Consider the following 19,147-nt stretch of genomic DNA (forward strand, 5'->3'; position numbering starts at 1 on the left):
CCCGGGCCCGCCGCCGAGCCGGTGGCGCCGCCGCCGGTCGTCGCCCAGGGCATGGTGCTGACGCCCAAGGAGCGCGAGGTGCTGGTGCTGCTGGCGCGCAACCTGTCGAACAAGGAGATCGGGCGGGCCATGCAGGTGGGCGAGACCACCATCAAGTGGCACGTGAAGAACCTGTTCGCCAAGCTGGATGCCGGCACCCGCAAGCAGGTGGTGCAGCGCGCGCGCATCCTGGGGTTGATCGGCCCGGAAAGCTGACGGGGCAGGGGAAGTCCCCTGCCTCTCCCCCTCCTGCGAGAAGGGGCCCCGAGCCCCCCGCGCTGCCTATTCTCCTAGCCCATACAGATCGATCGCGCGCCGCGTCCGGCCCGCGAGCCGGCAAGGAGACAAATCCCCATGAACACGACGACCCAGCCGCCCCGTGCGGCAGCCGCAGTTGCGGCCATCCGCCGCGGCATCGAGGTCCACCCCGTGACCTGCGCCATCGGCGCCGAGCTGCGCAACGTCAGCCTGGCCGAGGCCTCGCGCGACGCCGGCCTGGCCGCGGACATCCGCGCGCTGCTGGTGCAGCACCGCGTGCTCTTCTTCCGCGGCCAGGAACTCACGCGTGCCGAGCACGTGGCTTTCGCCCGCCACTTCGGCGAGCTGGAGGACCACCCGGTGGCCGGCAGCGACCCGGACCACCCCGGCCTGGTGCGCATCTACAAGAGCCCCGACACGCCGCAGGACCGCTACGAGAACTCGTGGCACACCGACGCCACCTGGCGCGAGAAGCCGCCCTTCGGCTGCGTGCTGCGCTGCGTGGAATGCCCGCCGGTGGGCGGCGACACCATGTGGGCCAACATGGTGCTGGCCTACGAGAAGCTGCCCGAGCACATCAAGCAGCAGATCGCCGGCCTGCGCGCGCGCCACAGCATCGAGGCCAGCTTCGGCGCCGCCATGCCCCTCGAGAAGCGCCTGGCGCTCAAGGCCCAGTTCCCCGATGCGGAGCATCCGGTGGTGCGCACGCACCCCGACACGGGCGAGAAGGTGCTGTTCGTCAACGGCTTCACCACCCACTTCACCAACTTCCACACGGCCGCCAACGTGCGCTACGGCCAGGACTACACGCAGGGCAGCTCGGCGCTGCTGCAGTACCTGATCAGCCAGGCGGCGATTCCCGAATACCAGGTGCGCTGGCGCTGGCAGCCGGGCGACATCGCCATGTGGGACAACCGTTCGACCCAGCACTACGCGGTGATGGACTACCCGCCCAGCCACCGAAAGATGGAGCGCGCCGGAATCGTCGGCGAAGCGACCTACTGACAGAGAAAAGACAAGCAAAGAGAGACACACCATGACCCACGCCATCCGCTTCCACCAGACCGGCGGTCCCGAAGTCCTGAAACTGGAGAACGTCGACGTCGGCGAGCCCGGTCCGGGCCAGGCGCGCGTGCGCCACACCTACATCGCCGTCAATTTCATCGACATCTACTTCCGCACCGGCCGCTATCCGCTGGCGCTGCCCGAAGGCGTGGGCTCGGGCCTGGGCTCGGATGCGGTGGGCGTGGTCGAGGCCGTGGGCCCGGGCGTGAGCGACATCAAGGTCGGCGACCGCGTGGGCTACCTGATCGGCCCGCAGGGCGCGTACTCGCAGGTTCGCGTGATGCCCGCCGAAGTGCTCATTCCGCTGCCGGACGGCGTGTCCGACAGCACCGCCGCCACGCTGATGATGAAGGGCATGACGGCGCAGTACCTGTTCCGCCAGGTCTATCCGCTGCTGGGTGGCGAGACCATCCTGTACCACGCGGCCGCCGGCGGCGTGGGCCTCATCGCCTGCCAGTGGGCCCGCGCCATGGGCGTGACCATGATCGGCACCGTCAGCACCGACGAGAAGGCCGAGATCGCCAAGGCCAACGGCTGCGCGCACACCATCGTCACTTCGCGCGAGAGCATCGTGGAGCGCGTCAAGGAGATCACCGGCGGCAAGGGCGTGCCGGTGGTGTACGACTCGGTCGGCAAGGACACGCTGATGGCCTCGCTCGATTGCCTGCAGCCGCGCGGCTCGCTGGTGAGCAACGGCACCTCGTCGGGGCCGGTGGTCATCGACTCGCAGCTGCTCGCCGTCAAGGGTTCGATCTGGGTCACGCGCCCGGCCATGATGCATTACATCCAGCCGCGCGCGCACATGCTGGACATGGCCCGCGAGCTGTTCGACCACGTGCTGGCCGGCCGCATTGCGAGCGAGCCGCGGCAGAGGTTTGCGCTGGCCGAGGCCGGCGAGGCGCACCGCGCGCTGGAGTCGCGCAAGACCGTGGGCGCCACGGTGCTGGTGCCCTGAGCAACGCCTTCGACTACAGGAGCTTGCCATGGACATGCATTCCCTGGACGCCACGCGCGACCGCGCCGACGACTACCTCTTCGGCCCGCGCCCGGCGTGGTTCGCCTTCGCCATGACCGTCGCGCTGATGATGGTCGACTACATCGACCGGCAGGTCATCGTCTCCCTGTTCCCTCACCTCAAGGAGGCCTGGTCGCTGTCGGACAAGCAGCTGGGCTCGCTCGTCTCGGTGGTGTCGGTGACGGTGGCGCTGGGGGCGCTGCCCATCGCGCTGTTCGCCGACCGCGCGAGCCGCGTCGGCAGCATCGTGGCCATGGCCACCACCTGGAGCCTGGCCACCATCGGCTGCATGTTCACGCGCAACTTCGGCCAGCTGTTCGCCGCGCGTGCGCTCGTCGGGCTGGGCGAGGCGGGCTACGGCGCCGTGGGCTCGGCGCTGATCGCCAGCCACTTTCCGGCACGCATGCGCGGCGCGCTGATGGCGGGCTTCTTCGCGGCCGGCGCGGTGGGCTCGGTGCTCGGCGTGGTGCTGGGCGGGCTGATCGCGGCGCGCTGGGGTTGGCAGGCCGCGTTCGGCGTGGTCGGCGTCCCGGGCCTGGTGCTGGCGCTGCTCTATTCGAAGGTGCGCGACTACCGCACCGTGGCCCTCACGCCCCGGCTTGACCGCGCCACGCGCTCCACCGGCAGCGCCGCGCGCGCCGTGGTCCAGGCGCTGGGCCGTGCGCCCACCATGCTGTGGGTGAGCATCGGCGGCTCGGCGCAGCTCATCGTGGTGTCGGCCATGTGGTCCTGGCTGCCGAGCTACCTGAACCGCGTGCGCGGCCTGGCGCCGGACCGGGCCGCCCTGGCCGCGGCGCTGGTGGTGTTGTGCGGCGCGCTGGGTGCCGTGCTGTGGGGCTTCGTGGTCGACCGTGCCGGCCGCGGCCGGCCGCGCGCCAAGCTGCATGCGCTGGCCGTGCTGTGCGTGGCCTCGATGGCGACGCTGGGCTTTGCCTTCGCTGCCCCGCACCTGGGGATGCCGCTGTCGGCCGGCACCGAGTTCGCGGTGATCTGCGCCGGCGCGCTGCTCATGACCTGCACGGTGGGGCCGGTGGTGGCGGTGGTGATCGACGTGATCCATCCCGGCATCCGTGCCACCGGCGCCTCGGTGCTGGCGCTGTTCCAGAACCTGTTCGGCCTGGCGGCGGGGCCCTTCATCGCCGGCGTCCTGTCGGACGCCTGGTCGCTGCCGGTGGCGCTGGCGGTCATGCCGCTGTTCGGCCTGCTGGCCGCCGGGGCCTTCCTGGTCGCGGTGCGCAGCTACGAGCCCGACATGCGGCGCGTGAACGACCGGCTGCGCGAAGAGGCCGCCGGTGCATCGGATGCGCCGCCGCAGGGCGTGCAGGGTCCGGCGCCTTCGCTCTCCTGATCTTCCTTTTCCAGAAATTCTCGAAAGCCTTTGTCATGAACGGACTGATGATGGATCGGCCGCTGCTGATCTCCGCCCTGCTCACGCATGCCGAGCGCCTGCATGGCGAGCGCGAGATCGTGTCGCGCCGCGTGGAGGGCGACGTGCACCGCACCACCTACCGCGAGCTGGGCCAGCGCGCGCGCCGGCTGGCCAACGCGGTGGCGGCCCTGGGCGTCGAACGCGGCCAGCGTGTCGGCACCCTGGCCTGGAACGGCTATCGCCACATGGAGCTGTACTACGCCGTGTCGGGCTCGGGCGCGGTGCTGCACACGCTCAACCCGCGCCTGCACCCCGACCAGCTGGTGTGGATCGCCGAGCATGCGCAGGACCAGGTGCTGTTCTTCGACCTGAGCTTCCTGCCGCTGGTGGAGGCCGTCGCCGCGCGCCTGCCGGGCGTGAAGGCCTTCGTCGCCATGACCGACCGCGCGCACATGCCCGCGTCTTCCAAGGTGCCGAACCTGCTGTGCTACGAAGAGCTGGTCGAGACCCATTCGCCTGAATTCGACTGGCCCGAGTTCGACGAGAAGCTGGCGTCGTCGCTGTGCTACACCTCGGGCACCACGGGCAACCCCAAGGGCGTGCTCTACAGCCACCGCTCCACGGTGCTGCATGCCTATGCCGCGTCGATGCCCGACGCGCTGAACTACTCCGGCAGCGACGCCATCCTGCCGGTGGTGCCCATGTTCCATGTCAACGCCTGGGGCATTCCGTACATCGCCTGCATGGTGGGCGCCAAGCTGGTGTTTCCCGGTCCGTGGCTCGACGGCAAGTCGCTGCACGACCTGTTCGAGGCCGAGGGCGTCACCGTGTCGGCCGGCGTGCCCACCGTCTGGCAGGGCCTGCTGGCGCATGTGGAGGCCAACAGCCTGTCCTTCAGCACCATGCGCCGCACCATCATCGGCGGCTCGGCCTGTCCGCCGGCCATGATGCGCGCCTTCCAGGAGCGCTACGACGTGCAGGTGGTGCATGCCTGGGGCATGACCGAGACCAGCCCGCTGGGGTCGGTGTGCCGGCTCGGGCCGGGGCAGGCGGCGCTCGATGCGGAGCAGCGCCTGGCCCTCCAGTCCAAGCAGGGCCGCGCCGTGTTCGGCGTGGAGATGAAGATCGTCGACGCCGACGGCAGCGAGCTGCCGCATGACGGCCAGGCCGCGGGCGAGCTGCTGGTGCGCGGCCCCTGGATCGCCAGCGGCTACTTCCGCGGCGAAGGCAGCGGGCCGCTGCAGGGCGGCTGGTTCCCCACCGGCGACGTGTCCACCATCGACGCCGACGGCTTCATGCAGATCACCGACCGCAGCAAGGACGTGATCAAGTCCGGCGGCGAATGGATCGGCTCCATCGACCTGGAGAACATCGCCATGGCGCACCCCGCCGTGGCCATGGCCGCCTGCATCGCGGCGCGCCACCCGAAGTGGGACGAGCGGCCGCTGCTGGTGGTGGTGCGCAAGCCCGGCCAGGCGCTGGAACGCGACGAGCTGATCCGCTTCTACGAGGGCAAGATCGCCAAGTGGTGGACGCCCGACGACGTGGTCTTCGTCGACAGCATTCCGCTGGGCGCGACCGGCAAGGTGCAGAAGAACCTGCTGCGCGACGCCTGGCGCGACCACCTGCTGGCCGCGGCCTGAGGCGCACGACATGGCAACCGCGCTGTCCATGACCGCGCTGCCGGCGCGCAGCCGCGAGCTCTTTCCGGGCGTGCTGGCCTGCGGCGTGGTGGCGGCCGCGGCCACCTTCCTGTCGCAGCACTACGGTGCGCCGGTGATGCTGTTCGCGCTCATGCTGGGCATGGCGATGAATTTCCTCTCGGCCGAGGGGCCGTGCAAGCCGGGCATCGAGTTCACCTCGCGCCAGGTGCTGCGCTGGGGCGTGGCCTTGCTGGGGCTGCGCATCACGGCGGCGCAGGTGGCGGCGCTGGGCTGGCATCCGGTGCTGATGATTCTGGTGTCGGTGGTGCTCACCATCGGCCTGTCGATGGTGGTGGCCCGGCTCATGGGCTTCAATATCCTGTTCGGGCTGCTCAGCGGCGGCGCCACGGCCATCTGCGGCGCCTCGGCCGCGCTGGCGCTGTCGGCGGCATTGCCCGCCCATCCGCTCAAGGAGCGCGCGACGCTGTTCACGGTGGTGGGCGTATCGGCGCTGTCCACCTTCACCATGATCGTCTACCCGATGCTGGCGCGCGCCCTCGGCCTGGACGAGCACATGGCCGGCATCTTCCTGGGCGCCACCATCCACGACGTGGCGCAGGTGGTGGGCGCGGGCTACGGCATGTCGCAGGGCGTCGGCGACACCGCGACCCTGGTCAAGCTGATGCGCGTGGCGACGCTGCTGCCCGTGATCATGTTCGCGGTGATGTTCACCCGTGCCGCCGGCAAGAACGCAGGCGGCCCGCGACCGCCGCTGCTGCCCTGGTTCGCCGTGGCCTTCGCGGCGCTGGTGGCGCTCAACAGCACCGGCTGGCTGCCCAAGGCCGTGACGGTGACCGGCACGCAGGTCTCGAGCTGGTTCCTGGTGGCGGCCATGGCGGGCATCGGCATGAAGACGCAACTGGGCGAGCTGGTCACCGTCGGTCTGAAGCCCGTGGTGCTGATGGTGGGCGAGACCGTGTTTCTCGCCGCGCTGGTGCTCGGCCTGCTGCGCTGGGCCTTCTGAGCCGGTTTGCCTCGAATCGAATTTTTTTATCCACCCTAGAAAGACCCCTGGAGACATCCTCGATGATGAAAAGAAGAACCCACGTTTGCGTTGCTGCGGTGGCTTGCCTGGCGGCCGGCACGGCCTCGGCCCAGTCGACCGTGCGCCTGTTCGGCGTGATGGATGCGGCCGTGAGCTACTACCAGACCAGCAGCAAGGACCCGAGCGGCGTGCAGCCCAGCGTGCGCCAGAGCCAGTGGGCCCTGTCCACCGGCAACCTCATGGGCAGCCGCTTCGGCTTCAGCGGCACCGAGGACCTGGGCGGCGGCCTGGCGGCCGGCTTCTGGCTGGAGGCGGGCATCGCCAACGACACGGGCGCGACCATCTCGCCCGTGGCGATGTTCAACCGCCGCTCCACGCTCAGCCTGTCCGGCCGCTTTGGCGAGCTGCGCCTGGGCCGCGACTACACCCCCACCTTCTGGAACGACACCATCTTCGACCCCTTCGGCACGGTGGGCGTGGGCGCCAGCGCCATCAGCATGCTGCTGGGCGGCTCGGGCAGCGCGGGCACCATCAATGCGCTGCTGGCCAACCCGAACTACGTGCGCGCGGGCAACGCGGTGAGCTACTTCCTGCCGGCTGGCCTGGGCGGCTTCTACGGGCAGGTGATGTACGCCTTCGGCGAGAACGCCAAGTACGACCCGGGCACCAGCACACCCCCCACGCCGCTGAACACCGCGCGCACGGGGCGTTACGCGGGCGGTCGCGTGGGCTATGCCAACGGTGCGGTGGACGTGGCCGCGGCCTATGGCTCCAGCACCGTGGGCGACAACTACTACCAGGGCCTCACGCGCTACCTGAACACCGGCAACGTGGCCGGCTCCTACGACTTCGGGCCGGTCAAGCTGTTCGGCGAGTACTCGGACGTGCAGTTGAAGAACGACTACGTGAGCGCGCCGGCGATGACGGGCGATGTCAAGATCAAGGGCTATGTGCTGGGCGCGAGCATGCCGGTGGGCGTGGGGCTGATCCGCGCGGCCTATTCGCACCTGCAGGCCGACATCGATCAGGTGGTGGCGGGCGCGCCCGAGCTGAAGGCTGACAAGTTCGCGCTGGGCTATGTGCACAACCTGTCCAAGCGCACGGCGCTGTACGCGACGGCGGCCTACACCAAGAACAAGAACGGCGCGGCGCTGCCGCCGGCCTTGCCGCCCAACGGCTCGGTGGGCTATACCAACCCGACGCTGGCCAACCTGGGCCAGGGCGGCTTGCGGGCTGATACCGGCACCGGCTACGACTTCGGCATCCGGCACTCGTTCTGATTCGTCCCTCTCTTGCGGCGGCACCGGTAGGCACCTATACAAAGGGAAAACACCGAGCCGCCGCACCGGCAAAAAGCCGGCGCTTGTAAAGCCCTTGACATACGACCCGCGGCTGCGTTCCTAGACTGCGCAGCAGCCCGGCACGCGCGCAGCCTCCTCACACCGACTGCGCGCGTTGCCGCAACCCGTCGATGTCCCGGACCACGCAATGCGCCTTCACCTTGCCGATCAATCCCTCCGACTGGAGCTGGATCAGCACGTTGGAGACCATCACCCGGCTCAGCCCGGTGATGTTGGCCATCTCCTGGTGCGTGAAGGCGATGCCGATCTCGGTGCCGCCGTCGGCCGGCTGCCCGTAGGTGGCGGCGAGCTGCAGCAGGTGATGCACCACGCGCTGCGTGGCGCTGGCCTGGCTCAGCAGCAGGTTCTGCACGGCCAGCACGCGCAACTTGGCATTGGCCAGCCACAGCACCTGGCGCAGGCACTGCGCGTCCTTCTCCATCCGTTCCAGCAGTGCCTGGTGCGCCACCGGCCGCGCCACGACATCGGACGAGGCGATGGCCGTCACCGAGTGGCGGCCGTCGAAGAAGGCACTGCATTCACCGACCATGCCGTGCGCGCCCACGATCGCCATGTGCTGCTCGTGGCCGGCGGCGGACAGCAGCACCAGCCGCACGCGGCCTTCCTCCACCACGAACACCTGCCGCACCGGGTCGCCCTGCGAGAACAGGGTCTGCCCCTTGCGAAAGCGCACCCGCGGCCCATCGGCACCGAACAGGCCCGACCAGTCGAACTGCGGCGGCTCGATCCAGGCCGAGGGCGGCGGAGCTGCGGAGTGGCGGGTGTTCGCGTCGTTCATCGTCTCCAGGTCTTGTCTGCGCGCAAGGCGATCTGAAATGAAGCATCCATTCTCTTCCTACCGAAAACTCTTCCCGATCCTCGAGCACACGGCGCAGCTGTCCAGCTGCTCGCAAAGCGCGCTCAGCCTGCCGGTGCGCCAGGCCGTCGACGACTATCTCGAGTCGTGGCTGCGCCGCGGCGCCGACTGGGGCTACTGGATGGAACTGGTCGGCCTGGCGCGCGCCGAATTCGCCAAGCTGATCGGTGCGGTCGCCGATGACGTGGCCGTGGTGGGCAGCGTGTCCGACGCGGCCTCCGGCATTGCTTCGGCGTTGCGCTTCGATGGCGACGCCGGCGCGCGGCGGCGCATCGTCACCACCACGCTGGACTTTCCGTCGCTGTGCCACGTCTGGCTGGCCCAGCGCCCGCGCAGCGCCGACGTGCATCTGGTGCAGGCACAGCCCGGCGCCAGCGACGGCGCAGCACGGATTGCTGCGGCCATCGACGCGCAGACGGCGCTGGTCTCGGTCTCGCAGGCCTGCTACTACGACGGGCAGACCATCGACATTGCCGCCACCGGCCGCGCGGCGCGCGCGCAGGGCGCGATCCAGTTCGTCGACGCGTACCAGTCGGCCGGCGCGGTCGGCATCGACGTGCGTGCGCAGGCGGTGGACATCCTGAGCGCCGGCGCGCAGAAGTACCTGCTGGGCATTCCGGGCATCGCTTTCCTGTACGTGCGGCGCGAGCTGGCGCAGCAGATGATTCCCACCGTCACCGGCTGGTTCGGCCGCGTCAACCCCTTCGCCTTCGACCCCGCGGGGCTGGACTTTGCCGACGGCGCTGCGCGCTTCAACACCGGCACGCCGCCCATGATGTGCGCGGCGGTGGCGCGCGCCAGCATCGCGCTGCTCAACGAGATCGGCGTGCCGGCCATCGAGGACTACCTGCAGCAGCTCTCCGCCGTGGCGCTGGAGGAGGCGGACCGCCTGGGCCTGGAGGTCGTGAGCCCGCGCGACCCGCGCGCCAAGGGGCCGAACACGGCCATCCGCGTGCCCGACGCCGCGCAGCTCGAAGGGCGGATGTTCGATGCGGGCTACGTGGTGTCGGCGCGCAACGACGTGATCCGCATCGCGCCGCACTTCTACAACACGGCCGACGAAGTGGTCGGCGCACTGCGCGCGCTGGCGCGCCTCACGCAATGAGCGAGACGCACCGCGCCACGGTGCGCTGCGGCGTGAACGCCGAGGCAGCGCTGGCCTTTCTCGCCGACGGATTGCAGCTCGGCCGCTGGGCGCTGGGCTGCTGGCAGACCGAGGCGGCGGGCAACGGCGTGGTGCGCGGCCATTCGCTGTTCGACGGCCAGCCCGGCTGGGTGCGGCCGGTGATGAATGCGGGCGACGGGACCGTCACCTATCACGTCGGCGGCGCGCCCGATGCGCTGGTGCCGCGCATCGTCGCGCGCGTGCGGCCGGAGCCTGGCACCAGCACGCATTGCAGCGTCACGCTGGAAGCCGAGCGCACGCCCGGCATGGACGACGCGCGCTGGCTGCGCCTGGTGCGCTGCCACGAGGTCGAGGTGCTGCTGATCGAGGCGCTGCTGGCACGGCCCGAGGCCCGGCGCTGACGAAGAACCACGAGCTTCACTAGGAGAGAGAGATGCAACGACGCGACTTCGCACGTGCCCTGGCCGCAGGCCTGTTCATGCCTTCGCTGGCTGCGTGGGCCAACCGGCCGCCGGGCGCGCCGATCCGGGTGCTGGTGGGCTTTCCGCCCGGCGGCGCCACCGACGTGGTGGCCCGCGCCATCATCGACAAGCTGGGCAAGGCCATGGACGGCCAGGTGTTCATCGTCGAGAACCGGCCCGGCGCCGGCGGCCAGATCGCCGCGCAGCTGCTGAAGGCCGCCCCGCCCGACGGCTCGACCATCATGCTGTCGATCGACCACACGCAGGTGATCGTGCCGCTGACCATTGCCGCGGCGGGCTACAACGCGGTGACCGACTTCACCGCGCTGGCCGGCGTGGCGAGCTACTACAACGTGCTCGCGGTGAGCGCGAGCACCGGCGTGAAGAGCATGGCCGAGCTGGGCACCTGGCTGAAGGCGCATCCCAACGAGGCCAACTACGGCGTGCCGGCGGCCGGCAGCGTGCCGCAGTTCATCGGGCAGATCGTGGGCAAGTCCTTCGGTGTGACGATGAACTCCGTGCCGTACAAGGGCGGCGCGCCGATGGTGCAGGACCTGCTGGCCGGCCAGGTGCCGATCGCCATCGCCTCGATGACCGAGCTGATCGAGCACCACCGCGCGGGCAAGGTGCGCATCCTGGGCAGCACCGGCTCGGTGCGCAGCCGCATCGCGCCGGAGATCCCGACCTTTCTGGAACTCGGCTTCAGCGGCATCGACAAGAACCCGTGGCTGGCCTTCTTCGGCCCCAAGGGGATGCCGCCGGCCTTCGTCGCGCAGTTCGATGCGGCCATGAAGAGCGTGCTCGCCCAGCCCGACCTGCAGGAGAAGCTGGCGAAGATGGGCAACGAGGTCAACGCCGCGCCGGCCAGCGAGGTGCAGAAGTGGGTGGTGGACGCGAACCAGTACTGGGGCCAGGTGATCCGCGAATCGGGATTCAAGCCGCAATGAGCGCCGCACGCCGCTTCATCCACAGCGGCTCGCCCTGGGAGGAACTGGCGGGCTATGCACGCGCGGTGGTCGATGGCGAGTGGATCTTCGTGTCGGGCACCGTCGGCGTCGACTTCTCGACCGGCCGCTTCGCGCCCACCGCGCAGGCCCAGGCCGCGCAGGCGCTGGACACCATCGCCGCCGCGCTCGCGCAGGCCGATGCCAGCCTGGCCGACGTGGTGCGGGTGCGCGTCTACGTGCCCGACCGCGCCGACGTGGCGGCGGTGAGCGGCGTGCTCAAGGCGCGCATGGGCGGCAACCGGCCTGCCAACACCACCGTCTGCAGTCCGCTGGCGGTGGAGGAGGCCAAGGTGGAGATCGAAGTCACTGCGCGCCGCCGGAGTGCGTGAGCGCGGCGCCGCGCCGAGCCGGCTCAGCGCGCGGCCAGGATCGCGGCGGCCACTTCCTCGAAGCCCGCGCCGCGCTCGCTGCGCGTGACGTAGCTCGGCAGGTCCGACAGGTGCGGCACGAAGCGGGCGATGTTGGCCACGCCGACGCTGTGTTCGAAGTAGTGGAACATGAGCGCGTCGTTGGTCGAGTCGCCCACGAAGGCCCAGCGTTGGCGCTCGGCGCCCAGGTCGCGGTTCCACAGCTGGCGCACGATCCAGTGCGCGCCTTCGAGCTTGTTGTGGTCGCCGAACCAGCCGTTCACGTGGATGCTGCTGACCGTGGCGTGCATGCCGGCCACGCGCATGGCCAGCACCACCTTGTCGATCTGCGCGTCGGACAGCTGCGTGAATTCGCTGTGGTCCACCGCGATGTCGCACTCGCGGCCGGCCGAGTCCTGCGCGCGTGTGGCGCCCGGAATGTCGCGCTCGATCTCGGCCAGTACGTCCTGCATGCGGGCGTGGTTGCGCGCGCGCGTGGCTTCGTCCTGCTGGTAGATGCGGCGCAGCGTGCGCCGGCCATCGGCGCCGGGCTCGCCGGTGGGCAAGAGCGCCATTGCGCCGTTCTCGGGCACGATCGCGTCCACCGGCCAGCGCGCTGCGAAGGGCTCGCTCCAGCCCACCGGCCGCCCGGTGATGGCCACCACGTGCAGGCCCGCGGCGCGCAATGCGCCCAGCGCGGCGACCGTGCCGGGCGGCACTTCGCCGTCGGTGGTGAGGGTGTCGTCGATGTCGGTGAAGACGCCGATGAGCTGGCGGCGTGCCTCGGCGCTCCATTGGTCCAGGGGGAGCAGGCGGTTCGGCTGGGCGGAGGATGAGATCGGTGTCTGCATGATGCGGGGATCAGGGAGCGCGAGGGAGGGCGGGCTGCTCAGGCCCGCTCGCCCTGCGTCAGCAATTGAATCAAGGGCACATTGATGAAGTAGATGTGCTTGCCCTGGCTGTGCTCCTGCACCAGCCCGGCCTGGGCCAGTTGGCGCAGGTAGCGGGTCGCCGTGGGGCGCGTCACGCCAAGGTCGTTCTGCACGAACTCGATGCGCGTGTAGGGGTGGCGAAACAGGTTGTTCAGAAGATCCTGCGAATAGAGCTTGGGTAGTTCGTCGCGCATGCGCCGCTTGGTGTCGGCCATGAGCGTGCGCATGCCCCTCACCAGTTGCACCGTTCGCTGCGCGGTGTCGGCCACCGCATTCAGCATGAACTTCACCCAGGCTTGCCAACTGCTTGCCTGCTCATCGCCACTTGCATCGCGCACCGACTGGAGCAGCCGGTAGTAGTCGGGCTTGTTGCGGTTGATGTAGCGCGATAAATAGAGAACCGGCGTGTCCAGCAGCCCGGAGCGCACCAGATAGAGCACACACAGAATCCGCCCGATGCGGCCGTTGCCATCGCTGAACGGGTGGATGCTTTCGAACTGATGGTGAATCAGGGCCATCTTGATGATCGAGTCCAGAGGGGACAGTTCGTCGTCGTTGATGAAGCGCTCCAGTGCCTGCATATGGGACTGGATCTGCGCGCTGTCCTGGGGCGGCACGAAAACGGTGGCGCCGCTTCTCTCGTTCTTCAGCACCGTTCTGCCTTGGGTCCGGAAGGACTCGCTGCTGTTCTTGAGCAACTGGAACAGTGCCACCAAGGTGCTGTTTCCAAGGATGCCTTCCTGATCGCGCATGCGTTCGAAGCATCAGCGCCTCGCGGTATCGGGCCACCTCCTTGGCGGCGGGCGACGCCCACTCGGTTGAAATGGCACATGAGCGGCCTGTCGTGTAAAAAAATCCCCGTTTTTTTAACATGACAGGAGCCTCATGTAAAAAACGGCACCGAATAGGGCGCCGTCCGAGCCCTTCAGGCCGACTGAAAGCAGGCGCGGGCCTCAACCCGCGTTCTGCAACGCCAGCCCCGCATGCTCGCGCAGCGGATGGAAGTGGATCTTCGGAAAGCGCTCCTGCGCCAGCCGCACGTCGTAGGGGCTGGTGCACAGGTACGCCAGCGTGTCGGCCGCGTCCAGCGCCATGCGCTGCGGATACGCGTTGACGAACTCGCGCAGCTCGGCCGGCGTGTCGGCCGTGATCCAGCGCGCGCCGGTGTACTGGCAGCCTTCCAGGCGCACGTCGGCGTCGTATTCGGTCTTCAGGCGGTGCTGCACCACTTCGAACTGCAGCTGGCCGACCGCGCCCAGCAGCATCGGGCCGCCGATCTCGGGGCGGAAGACCTGGATGGCGCCTTCCTCGCCCAGCTGCGCCAGGCCCTGCTGCAGCTGCTTGGTGCGCAGCGGGTTCTTCAGCACCACGGTCATGAACAGCTCGGGCGCGAAGAAGGGCAGGCCGGTGAACTGCAGGCTGGCGCCGTCGGTGATGGTGTCGCCCAGCTGCACGCCGCCATGGGTGGTGAAGCCCACGATGTCGCCGGCATAGGCCTCTTCCACCGCCTCGCGGCGCTGGCTCATGAAGGTGACCACGCTGGTGGGACGCAGCTCCTTGCCGGTGCGCTGCACCTTGAGCTTCATGCCCGGCGTGTACTTGCCCGAGGCCATGCGAACGAAAGCGATGCGGTCGCGGTGGTTGGCGTCCATGTTGGCCTGCACCTTGAACACCACGCCGGCGAAGTCCTTGTCCTCGGGCTGGATCTGCTTGACCACCGGCTGGCGGTTGACCAGCGTGGTGCTGGTGCGCGGCTGCGGCGAGGGGGCCAGGTCGACCAGTGCATCGAGCACCTCCATCACGCCGAAGTTGTTGACACCGGAGCCGAAGAACACCGGCGTCTGCTTGCCGGCCAGGAAGGCCGCGTGGTCCCACTCGGGCGATGCGCCGGCGGCCAGCTCCATGCTCTCCATTGCGGCGTCGAACTCGCTGCCGAAGCGCTGCTTGAGTTGTTCCTGCTCCGACAGCGGAATGGCCTCGAAGTCCTGCGGCCGGCGCTCGCTGCCGGCTTCGAACACCGTCATGGCCTGCGTGCGCAGGTTGACGATGCCGCCGAAGCGCTTGCCCTGGCCCACCGGCCAGGTCATGGGCACGCAGGGCATGCCCAGCTCGCGCTCGACTTCGTCCAGGATGTCCAGCGGCTCGCGGACTTCGCGGTCCATCTTGTTCACGAAAGTGATGATGGGCGTGTCGCGCTGGCGGCAGACCTCGATCAGGCGCCGGGTCTGCGCTTCCACGCCGTTGGCCGCGTCGATGACCATGAGGGCCGAGTCGACCGCGGTGAGCACGCGGTAGGTGTCTTCCGAAAAGTCCTTGTGGCCGGGCGTGTCGAGGAGGTTGATGACGTGCTCGCGGTACGCCATCTGCATCACCGACGAGGCCACCGAGATGCCACGCTGCTTCTCGATTTCCATCCAGTCCGAGGTGGCATGGCGCGACGCCTTGCGCGCCTTCACCGAGCCGGCGATCTGGATCGCGCCCGAGAACAGCAGCAGCTTTTCGGTCAGCGTGGTCTTGCCGGCGTCGGGGTGGGAAATGATCGCGAAGGTGCGGCGGCGGCGGGTTTCGGGGGCGTAAGACAAGGGGCGGTCCAGGCAAAGGGCGGACCGCGGGAATCTCCTGGCAAGGAGTGCGGGGCGGCCGGCCGGCATGAGGGGAACCCGGGATTTTATTCGGCCTGCCCCGCGCCTTTCTCGTAAAATGCCGCGTTCCGAGGAGCGTTGCAGCGCCGCCAGGCGTGAGGCTCGGATCCAAACACTCGCAACCACGCTCGCCCGCTGTCTCGCGGTGAGCCATCACTCCCCGCAGGCCAGTGGTTAACGTAGCAACCCGTCTGGAGTTCCCATGAGCGCTGTTCTCAAATCCAATTCCTCCGCCGACCAGGCGATCGCCGACATCTCCCTTGCCGCCTGGGGCCGCAAGGAAATCAAGATCGCCGAAACCGAAATGCCCGGCCTGATGGCCATCCGCGAAGAGTTCGCCAAGAGCCAGCCGCTCAAGGGTGCGCGCATCACCGGTTCGCTGCACATGACGATCCAGACCGCGGTGCTGATCGAGACGCTGCAGGCCCTGGGCGCCACGGTGCGCTGGGCCTCGTGCAACATCTTCTCCACGCAGGACCACGCGGCGGCCGCCATTGCCGAGACCGGCACGCCGGTGTTCGCCATCAAGGGCGAGAGCCTGGCCGACTACTGGGACTACACCCACCGCATCTTCGACTTCGGCCCCAAGGATTCGAAGGGCGAAGGCCCCAACATGATCCTGGACGACGGCGGTGACGCCACGCTGCTGATGCACCTGGGCCAGCGCGCCGAGAAGGACCAGAGCGTGCTGGCCAACCCGACCAGCGAGGAAGAGCGCATCCTCTACGCCGCCATCAAGGCCAAGCTCGCGCAAGACGCCACCTGGTACACGCGCAAGTCGGCCGAGATCATCGGCGTGACCGAAGAGACCACCACCGGCGTGCATCGCCTGAACGAGATGTCCGCCAAGGGCACGCTCAAGTTCCGCGCCATCAACGTGAACGACTCGGTGACCAAGAGCAAGTTCGACAACCTGTACGGCTGCCGCGAATCGCTGGTGGACGGCATCAAGCGCGCCACCGACGTGATGATCGCCGGCAAGGTCGCGGTGGTGGCCGGTTATGGCGACGTGGGCAAGGGCTCGGCCCAGGCGCTGCGCGCCCTGAGCGCCCAGGTGTGGGTGACCGAGATCGACCCGATCAACGCGCTGCAGGCCGCCATGGAAGGCTACCGCGTCGTCACCATGGAATACGCCGCCGACAAGGCCGACATCTTCGTGACCACCACGGGCAACAAGGACGTCATCCGCCACGAGCACATGGCCGCCATGAAGGACCAGGCCATCGTCTGCAACATCGGCCACTTCGACAACGAGATCGACGTCGCGTCGCTCGAGAAGTACCAGTGGGAAGAGATCAAGCCGCAGGTCGACCACGTGATCTTCCCGAACGGCAAGCGCATCATCCTGCTGGCCAAGGGCCGCCTGGTGAACCTGGGCTGCGGCACCGGGCACCCGAGCTACGTGATGAGCTCGTCCTTCGCCAACCAGACCATCGCGCAGATCGAGCTGTTCACCAAGCCCGACGCCTACCAGGCCGGCAAGGTGTACGTGCTGCCCAAGCACCTCGACGAGAAGGTGGCACGCCTGCAACTGTCCAAGCTGGGCGCTCAGCTCACGGTGCTGACCGACGAGCAGGCCGCCTACATCGGTGTCGACAAGAACGGCCCCTACAAGCCGGACACCTACAGGTATTGAACGGGCCGCCCGCCCGTTTCTTCGCCACGTGCGTGCCGATCAGTTGCTGGTGGAACGCGGCCTGGCCGCCTCCCGTTCGCAGGCCGCGCGCCTGATCGCGGGCGGCCTGCGCTGGCGCGTGCGCGGCAGCGCGGCCTGGCGCCAGGTGGCGAAGAACGGCGAGGAACTGCCCGACGCGGCCGAACTCGAACTGGCCGACACGGCCGAGGCGCGCTACGTGTCGCGCGGCGGGCTCAAGCTCGAAGGCGCGCTGCGTGCCAGCGGCGTGCGCGCAGCGGGCAAGCGATGCCTCGACGTGGGCCAGTCCACCGGCGGCTTCACCGACTGCCTTTTGCAGCACGGCGCCGCGCAGGTGGTGGGCGTGGACGTGGGCCATGGCCAGCTGCATGCCAAGCTGCGCAGCGATGCGCGGGTGCTGGCGGTGGAGAAGGTCAATGCACGTGCCTTGAGCACGCAGGACCTGGCAGCGGCCGGCGACAGCGGTGCGCCGTTCGAGCTGGTGGTGGGCGACCTGTCGTTCATCTCGCTCACGCTGGTGCTGCCGGCCCTGGTGCCGCTGCTGGCGCCATCGGGCGAGCTGCTGCTGCTGGTCAAGCCGCAGTTCGAGCTGCAGCCGGGCCAGATCGGCAAGGGCGGCATCGTGCGCGACAGCGCCCTGTACGCGCAGGTGGAGCAGCGCATTCGCGATGCGTGTGCGCAGCTGGGTTTGCGCGTGGCCGGCTGGCTGGACAGTGCCATCGTCGGCGGCGATGGCAACAGAGAGTTTTTCGTTCATGCCGTCCGGTAAGGTCGGCAGGTTTTTTATTGAGGAGGCCCCGTGGTCCTTCCATTGAGCTTTGAGTTCTTCCCGACCAAGACGCCCGAAGGCGCGGTCAAGCTGCGCGCCGTGCGCCAGCAGCTGTATGCAATGAAGCCCGAGTTCTGCTCCGTCACCTACGGTGCGGGCGGCTCCACGCACGACGGCACCTTCGGCGCGGTGCGCGAGATCCTGACCGAAGGCACGGATGCGGCCTGCCATTTCTCGTGCATCGGCGCCACGCGCGACACCGTGCGCACGCAGCTGGCCGAGCTCAAGGCCATGGGCGTCAAGCGGCTGGTGGCCTTGCGTGGCGACCTGCCCAGCGGCTACGGCGCGGGCGGCGAATTTCTCTATGCCAGCGACCTGGTCCGCTTCATCCGCGAAGAGACGGGGCGCGAGTTCCACCTCGAGGTGGCCTGCTACCCCGAGGTGCATCCGCAGGCGCGCTCGCCCGAGGCCGACCTGCAGGCCTTTGCCACCAAGGTGCGCGCCGGTGCCGACTCGGCCATCACGCAATACTTTTTCAGCCCCGAGGCCTACTTCCGCTTCGTGGACGAAGCGCGCGCGCTGAAGCTGGACGTGCCGATCGTGCCGGGCATCATGCCCATCACGAGTTCCACGCAGCTCATGCGCTTTTCGGACGCCTGCGGCGCCGAGATCCCGCGCTGGGTGCGGCTGCGGCTGCAAAGCTTTGGCGACGACGTGGATTCCATCAAGGCCTTCGGCCTGGACGTCGTGTCGCAGCTGTGCGAGCGGCTCGTCGCGGGTGGCGCGCCGGCGCTGCACTTCTACACCATGAACCAGGCGGCCGCCACCTTGGGCGTGCTGCAGCGACTCGGTTGGCACGCGCAGCCCTGAGTCTCTGGCGGCGCTGGGCCCCGCTGGCCGCGGCGTTGTCCATCGCGGCGCTGCTGAGCGCCTGCGGTGCGCCCGGCGACCATGCGCAGCAGCAGCAGGGCGACGGCCTGCGCCCGCTGTCGCGCCAGCCTTCGGTGCCGGCCGGCTCGCCGCGTTCGCGGGTGCCTTCCATCAACTACGAGCTTGGTTCGCCCACTGAGCAGGACGACGGCGTGCCCGGCGACGATGGCGTGCGCGAAGTCTTCCAGCGCGGCGGCGCCTCGTGGTACGGCATCCAGTTCCATCAGAAAAAGACGGCCAACGGCGAGCGCTTCGACATGGGCGCCATGACGGCGGCGCACAAGACGCTGCCCTTCAACACGCGCGTGTGCGTGCGAAGCCTGGTCAACGGCAAGGAAGTGATGGTGCGCATCAACGACCGGGGACCCTACGCCAGCGGCCGCATCATCGACCTGAGCCGTGCCGCGGCCGAGGAGCTCGACATGATCGGCCTGGGCATCAAGCAGGTGGCGCTGTCCATCATCGACCAGGACGGCATGCGCTGCGGCGGCGAAACCGTCGGGCCGCTGCCGCCGTCGACGGTGGACCCGGGCGGCGACGCGCCGCAGAAGAAAGCGACCGGCAAGGCCAGGCGCGCGACGCGCCGGCGCTGAGATTGGGGGACGGGGGCGGCCCGCCTCTTCAGCCG

General features: G+C 69.0%; 19 protein-coding genes and 1 riboswitch. Of the genes, 15 read left to right on the forward strand and 4 right to left on the reverse strand.

The genetic code is table 11. The annotated features are described in order from the left end of the window. The 7 genes from VSO01S_RS21645 to VSO01S_RS21675 form a co-directional block, all read left to right on the forward strand. Positions 1 to 255: response regulator transcription factor (locus VSO01S_RS21645; RefSeq protein WP_161944465.1), on the forward strand; the 255-nt coding region annotated here is incomplete at its 5' end. 138 nt (positions 256 to 393) lie between these two features. Beyond that, positions 394 to 1,302, forward strand: coding sequence for a TauD/TfdA dioxygenase family protein (locus VSO01S_RS21650; protein ID WP_373282920.1), 909 nt, complete (start codon positions 394 to 396; stop codon positions 1,300 to 1,302). 31 nt (positions 1,303 to 1,333) lie between these two features. Next, positions 1,334 to 2,317, forward strand: a complete 984-nt coding sequence (locus VSO01S_RS21655) for a quinone oxidoreductase family protein (protein WP_068644872.1) — start codon at positions 1,334 to 1,336, stop codon at positions 2,315 to 2,317. A 28-nt stretch (positions 2,318 to 2,345) separates the two neighbouring features. After that, on the forward strand, positions 2,346 to 3,725 hold the full coding sequence (locus tag VSO01S_RS21660; protein ID WP_306301715.1) for an MFS transporter: 1,380 nt from the start codon (positions 2,346 to 2,348) through the stop codon (positions 3,723 to 3,725). A 35-nt stretch (positions 3,726 to 3,760) separates the two neighbouring features. Continuing rightward, entirely contained in the window at positions 3,761 to 5,389 is a 1,629-nt protein-coding gene (locus tag VSO01S_RS21665; RefSeq protein WP_068644873.1) for a 3-(methylthio)propionyl-CoA ligase, read from the forward strand. A 10-nt stretch (positions 5,390 to 5,399) separates the two neighbouring features. Continuing rightward, on the forward strand, positions 5,400 to 6,413 hold the full coding sequence (locus VSO01S_RS21670; protein WP_068644874.1) for a YeiH family protein: 1,014 nt from the start codon (positions 5,400 to 5,402) through the stop codon (positions 6,411 to 6,413). A gap of 65 nt (positions 6,414 to 6,478) precedes the next feature. Beyond that, the gene (locus tag VSO01S_RS21675) at positions 6,479 to 7,714 is read left to right on the forward strand and encodes a porin (protein ID WP_068644887.1); all 1,236 of its coding nucleotides are present in this window, start codon (positions 6,479 to 6,481) and stop codon (positions 7,712 to 7,714) included. Between the two features lie 157 nt (positions 7,715 to 7,871). Here VSO01S_RS21675 and VSO01S_RS21680 read toward each other — a convergent pair whose 3' ends face one another. Beyond that, on the reverse strand, positions 7,872 to 8,573 hold the full coding sequence (locus VSO01S_RS21680; RefSeq protein WP_084242028.1) for a Crp/Fnr family transcriptional regulator: 702 nt from the start codon (positions 8,571 to 8,573) through the stop codon (positions 7,872 to 7,874). A gap of 37 nt (positions 8,574 to 8,610) precedes the next feature. Between VSO01S_RS21680 and VSO01S_RS21685 the strand changes: the two genes are divergently transcribed. Genes VSO01S_RS21685 through VSO01S_RS21700 form a run of 4 tightly spaced genes read left to right on the forward strand, consistent with a single transcriptional unit; the run spans position 8,611 to position 11,574 of the window. Further along, on the forward strand, positions 8,611 to 9,756 hold the full coding sequence (locus VSO01S_RS21685; protein WP_068644875.1) for an aminotransferase class V-fold PLP-dependent enzyme: 1,146 nt from the start codon (positions 8,611 to 8,613) through the stop codon (positions 9,754 to 9,756). Further along, positions 9,753 to 10,178, forward strand: coding sequence for a hypothetical protein (locus VSO01S_RS21690; RefSeq protein WP_068644876.1), 426 nt, complete (start codon positions 9,753 to 9,755; stop codon positions 10,176 to 10,178). Before VSO01S_RS21685 ends, VSO01S_RS21690 begins: the two co-directional genes overlap by 4 nt. A gap of 32 nt (positions 10,179 to 10,210) precedes the next feature. Continuing rightward, the gene (locus VSO01S_RS21695; RefSeq protein WP_068644877.1) at positions 10,211 to 11,185 is read left to right on the forward strand and encodes a Bug family tripartite tricarboxylate transporter substrate binding protein; all 975 of its coding nucleotides are present in this window, start codon (positions 10,211 to 10,213) and stop codon (positions 11,183 to 11,185) included. Then, positions 11,182 to 11,574 carry a Rid family hydrolase gene (locus VSO01S_RS21700; protein WP_068644878.1) on the forward strand — a complete coding sequence of 131 codons (393 nt, stop codon included), beginning with the start codon at positions 11,182 to 11,184 and terminating at the stop codon, positions 11,572 to 11,574. The genes VSO01S_RS21695 and VSO01S_RS21700 overlap by 4 nt, the downstream gene beginning before the upstream one ends. Positions 11,575 to 11,597: 23 nt before the next feature. Here VSO01S_RS21700 and VSO01S_RS21705 read toward each other — a convergent pair whose 3' ends face one another. The 3 genes from VSO01S_RS21705 to VSO01S_RS21715 all read right to left on the reverse strand — a co-directional run bounded on the left by VSO01S_RS21705 (position 11,598) and on the right by VSO01S_RS21715 (position 15,106). Continuing rightward, positions 11,598 to 12,443, reverse strand: a complete 846-nt coding sequence (locus VSO01S_RS21705) for an HAD-IIB family hydrolase (RefSeq protein ID WP_068644879.1) — start codon at positions 12,441 to 12,443, stop codon at positions 11,598 to 11,600. A gap of 38 nt (positions 12,444 to 12,481) precedes the next feature. After that, positions 12,482 to 13,276: a Fic family protein gene (locus tag VSO01S_RS21710; RefSeq protein ID WP_068644880.1), complete on the reverse strand. Its 795-nt coding sequence runs from the start codon at positions 13,274 to 13,276 to the stop codon at positions 12,482 to 12,484. 201 nt (positions 13,277 to 13,477) lie between these two features. Beyond that, the gene (locus VSO01S_RS21715; RefSeq protein WP_068644881.1) at positions 13,478 to 15,106 is read right to left on the reverse strand and encodes a peptide chain release factor 3; all 1,629 of its coding nucleotides are present in this window, start codon (positions 15,104 to 15,106) and stop codon (positions 13,478 to 13,480) included. A gap of 124 nt (positions 15,107 to 15,230) precedes the next feature. Next, positions 15,231 to 15,303: riboswitch (S-adenosyl-L-homocysteine riboswitch) on the forward strand. A 65-nt stretch (positions 15,304 to 15,368) separates the two neighbouring features. On the opposite strand from VSO01S_RS21715, the gene ahcY reads away from it, so the two are divergent. From ahcY to VSO01S_RS21735, 4 genes are read left to right on the forward strand one after another with little or no spacing between them, the layout of a single operon-like run. Then, a complete protein-coding gene (gene ahcY, locus VSO01S_RS21720) occupies positions 15,369 to 16,802 on the forward strand; it encodes an adenosylhomocysteinase (RefSeq protein WP_068644882.1) in 1,434 nt (477 codons plus the stop codon). Between the two features lie 28 nt (positions 16,803 to 16,830). Further along, positions 16,831 to 17,589: a TlyA family RNA methyltransferase gene (locus tag VSO01S_RS21725; protein ID WP_068644883.1), complete on the forward strand. Its 759-nt coding sequence runs from the start codon at positions 16,831 to 16,833 to the stop codon at positions 17,587 to 17,589. A gap of 30 nt (positions 17,590 to 17,619) precedes the next feature. Beyond that, complete coding sequence (gene metF / locus VSO01S_RS21730; RefSeq protein WP_068644884.1) at positions 17,620 to 18,459, forward strand: methylenetetrahydrofolate reductase [NAD(P)H]; 840 nt, start codon at positions 17,620 to 17,622, stop codon at positions 18,457 to 18,459. Then, positions 18,441 to 19,112: a septal ring lytic transglycosylase RlpA family protein gene (locus VSO01S_RS21735; protein ID WP_373282921.1), complete on the forward strand. Its 672-nt coding sequence runs from the start codon at positions 18,441 to 18,443 to the stop codon at positions 19,110 to 19,112. The genes metF and VSO01S_RS21735 overlap by 19 nt, the downstream gene beginning before the upstream one ends. Positions 19,113 to 19,147 lie beyond the last annotated feature (35 nt).

This window comes from Variovorax soli NBRC 106424 (assembly GCF_001591385.1).
GTDB classification, from domain to species: domain Bacteria; phylum Pseudomonadota; class Gammaproteobacteria; order Burkholderiales; family Burkholderiaceae_C; genus Variovorax; species Variovorax soli.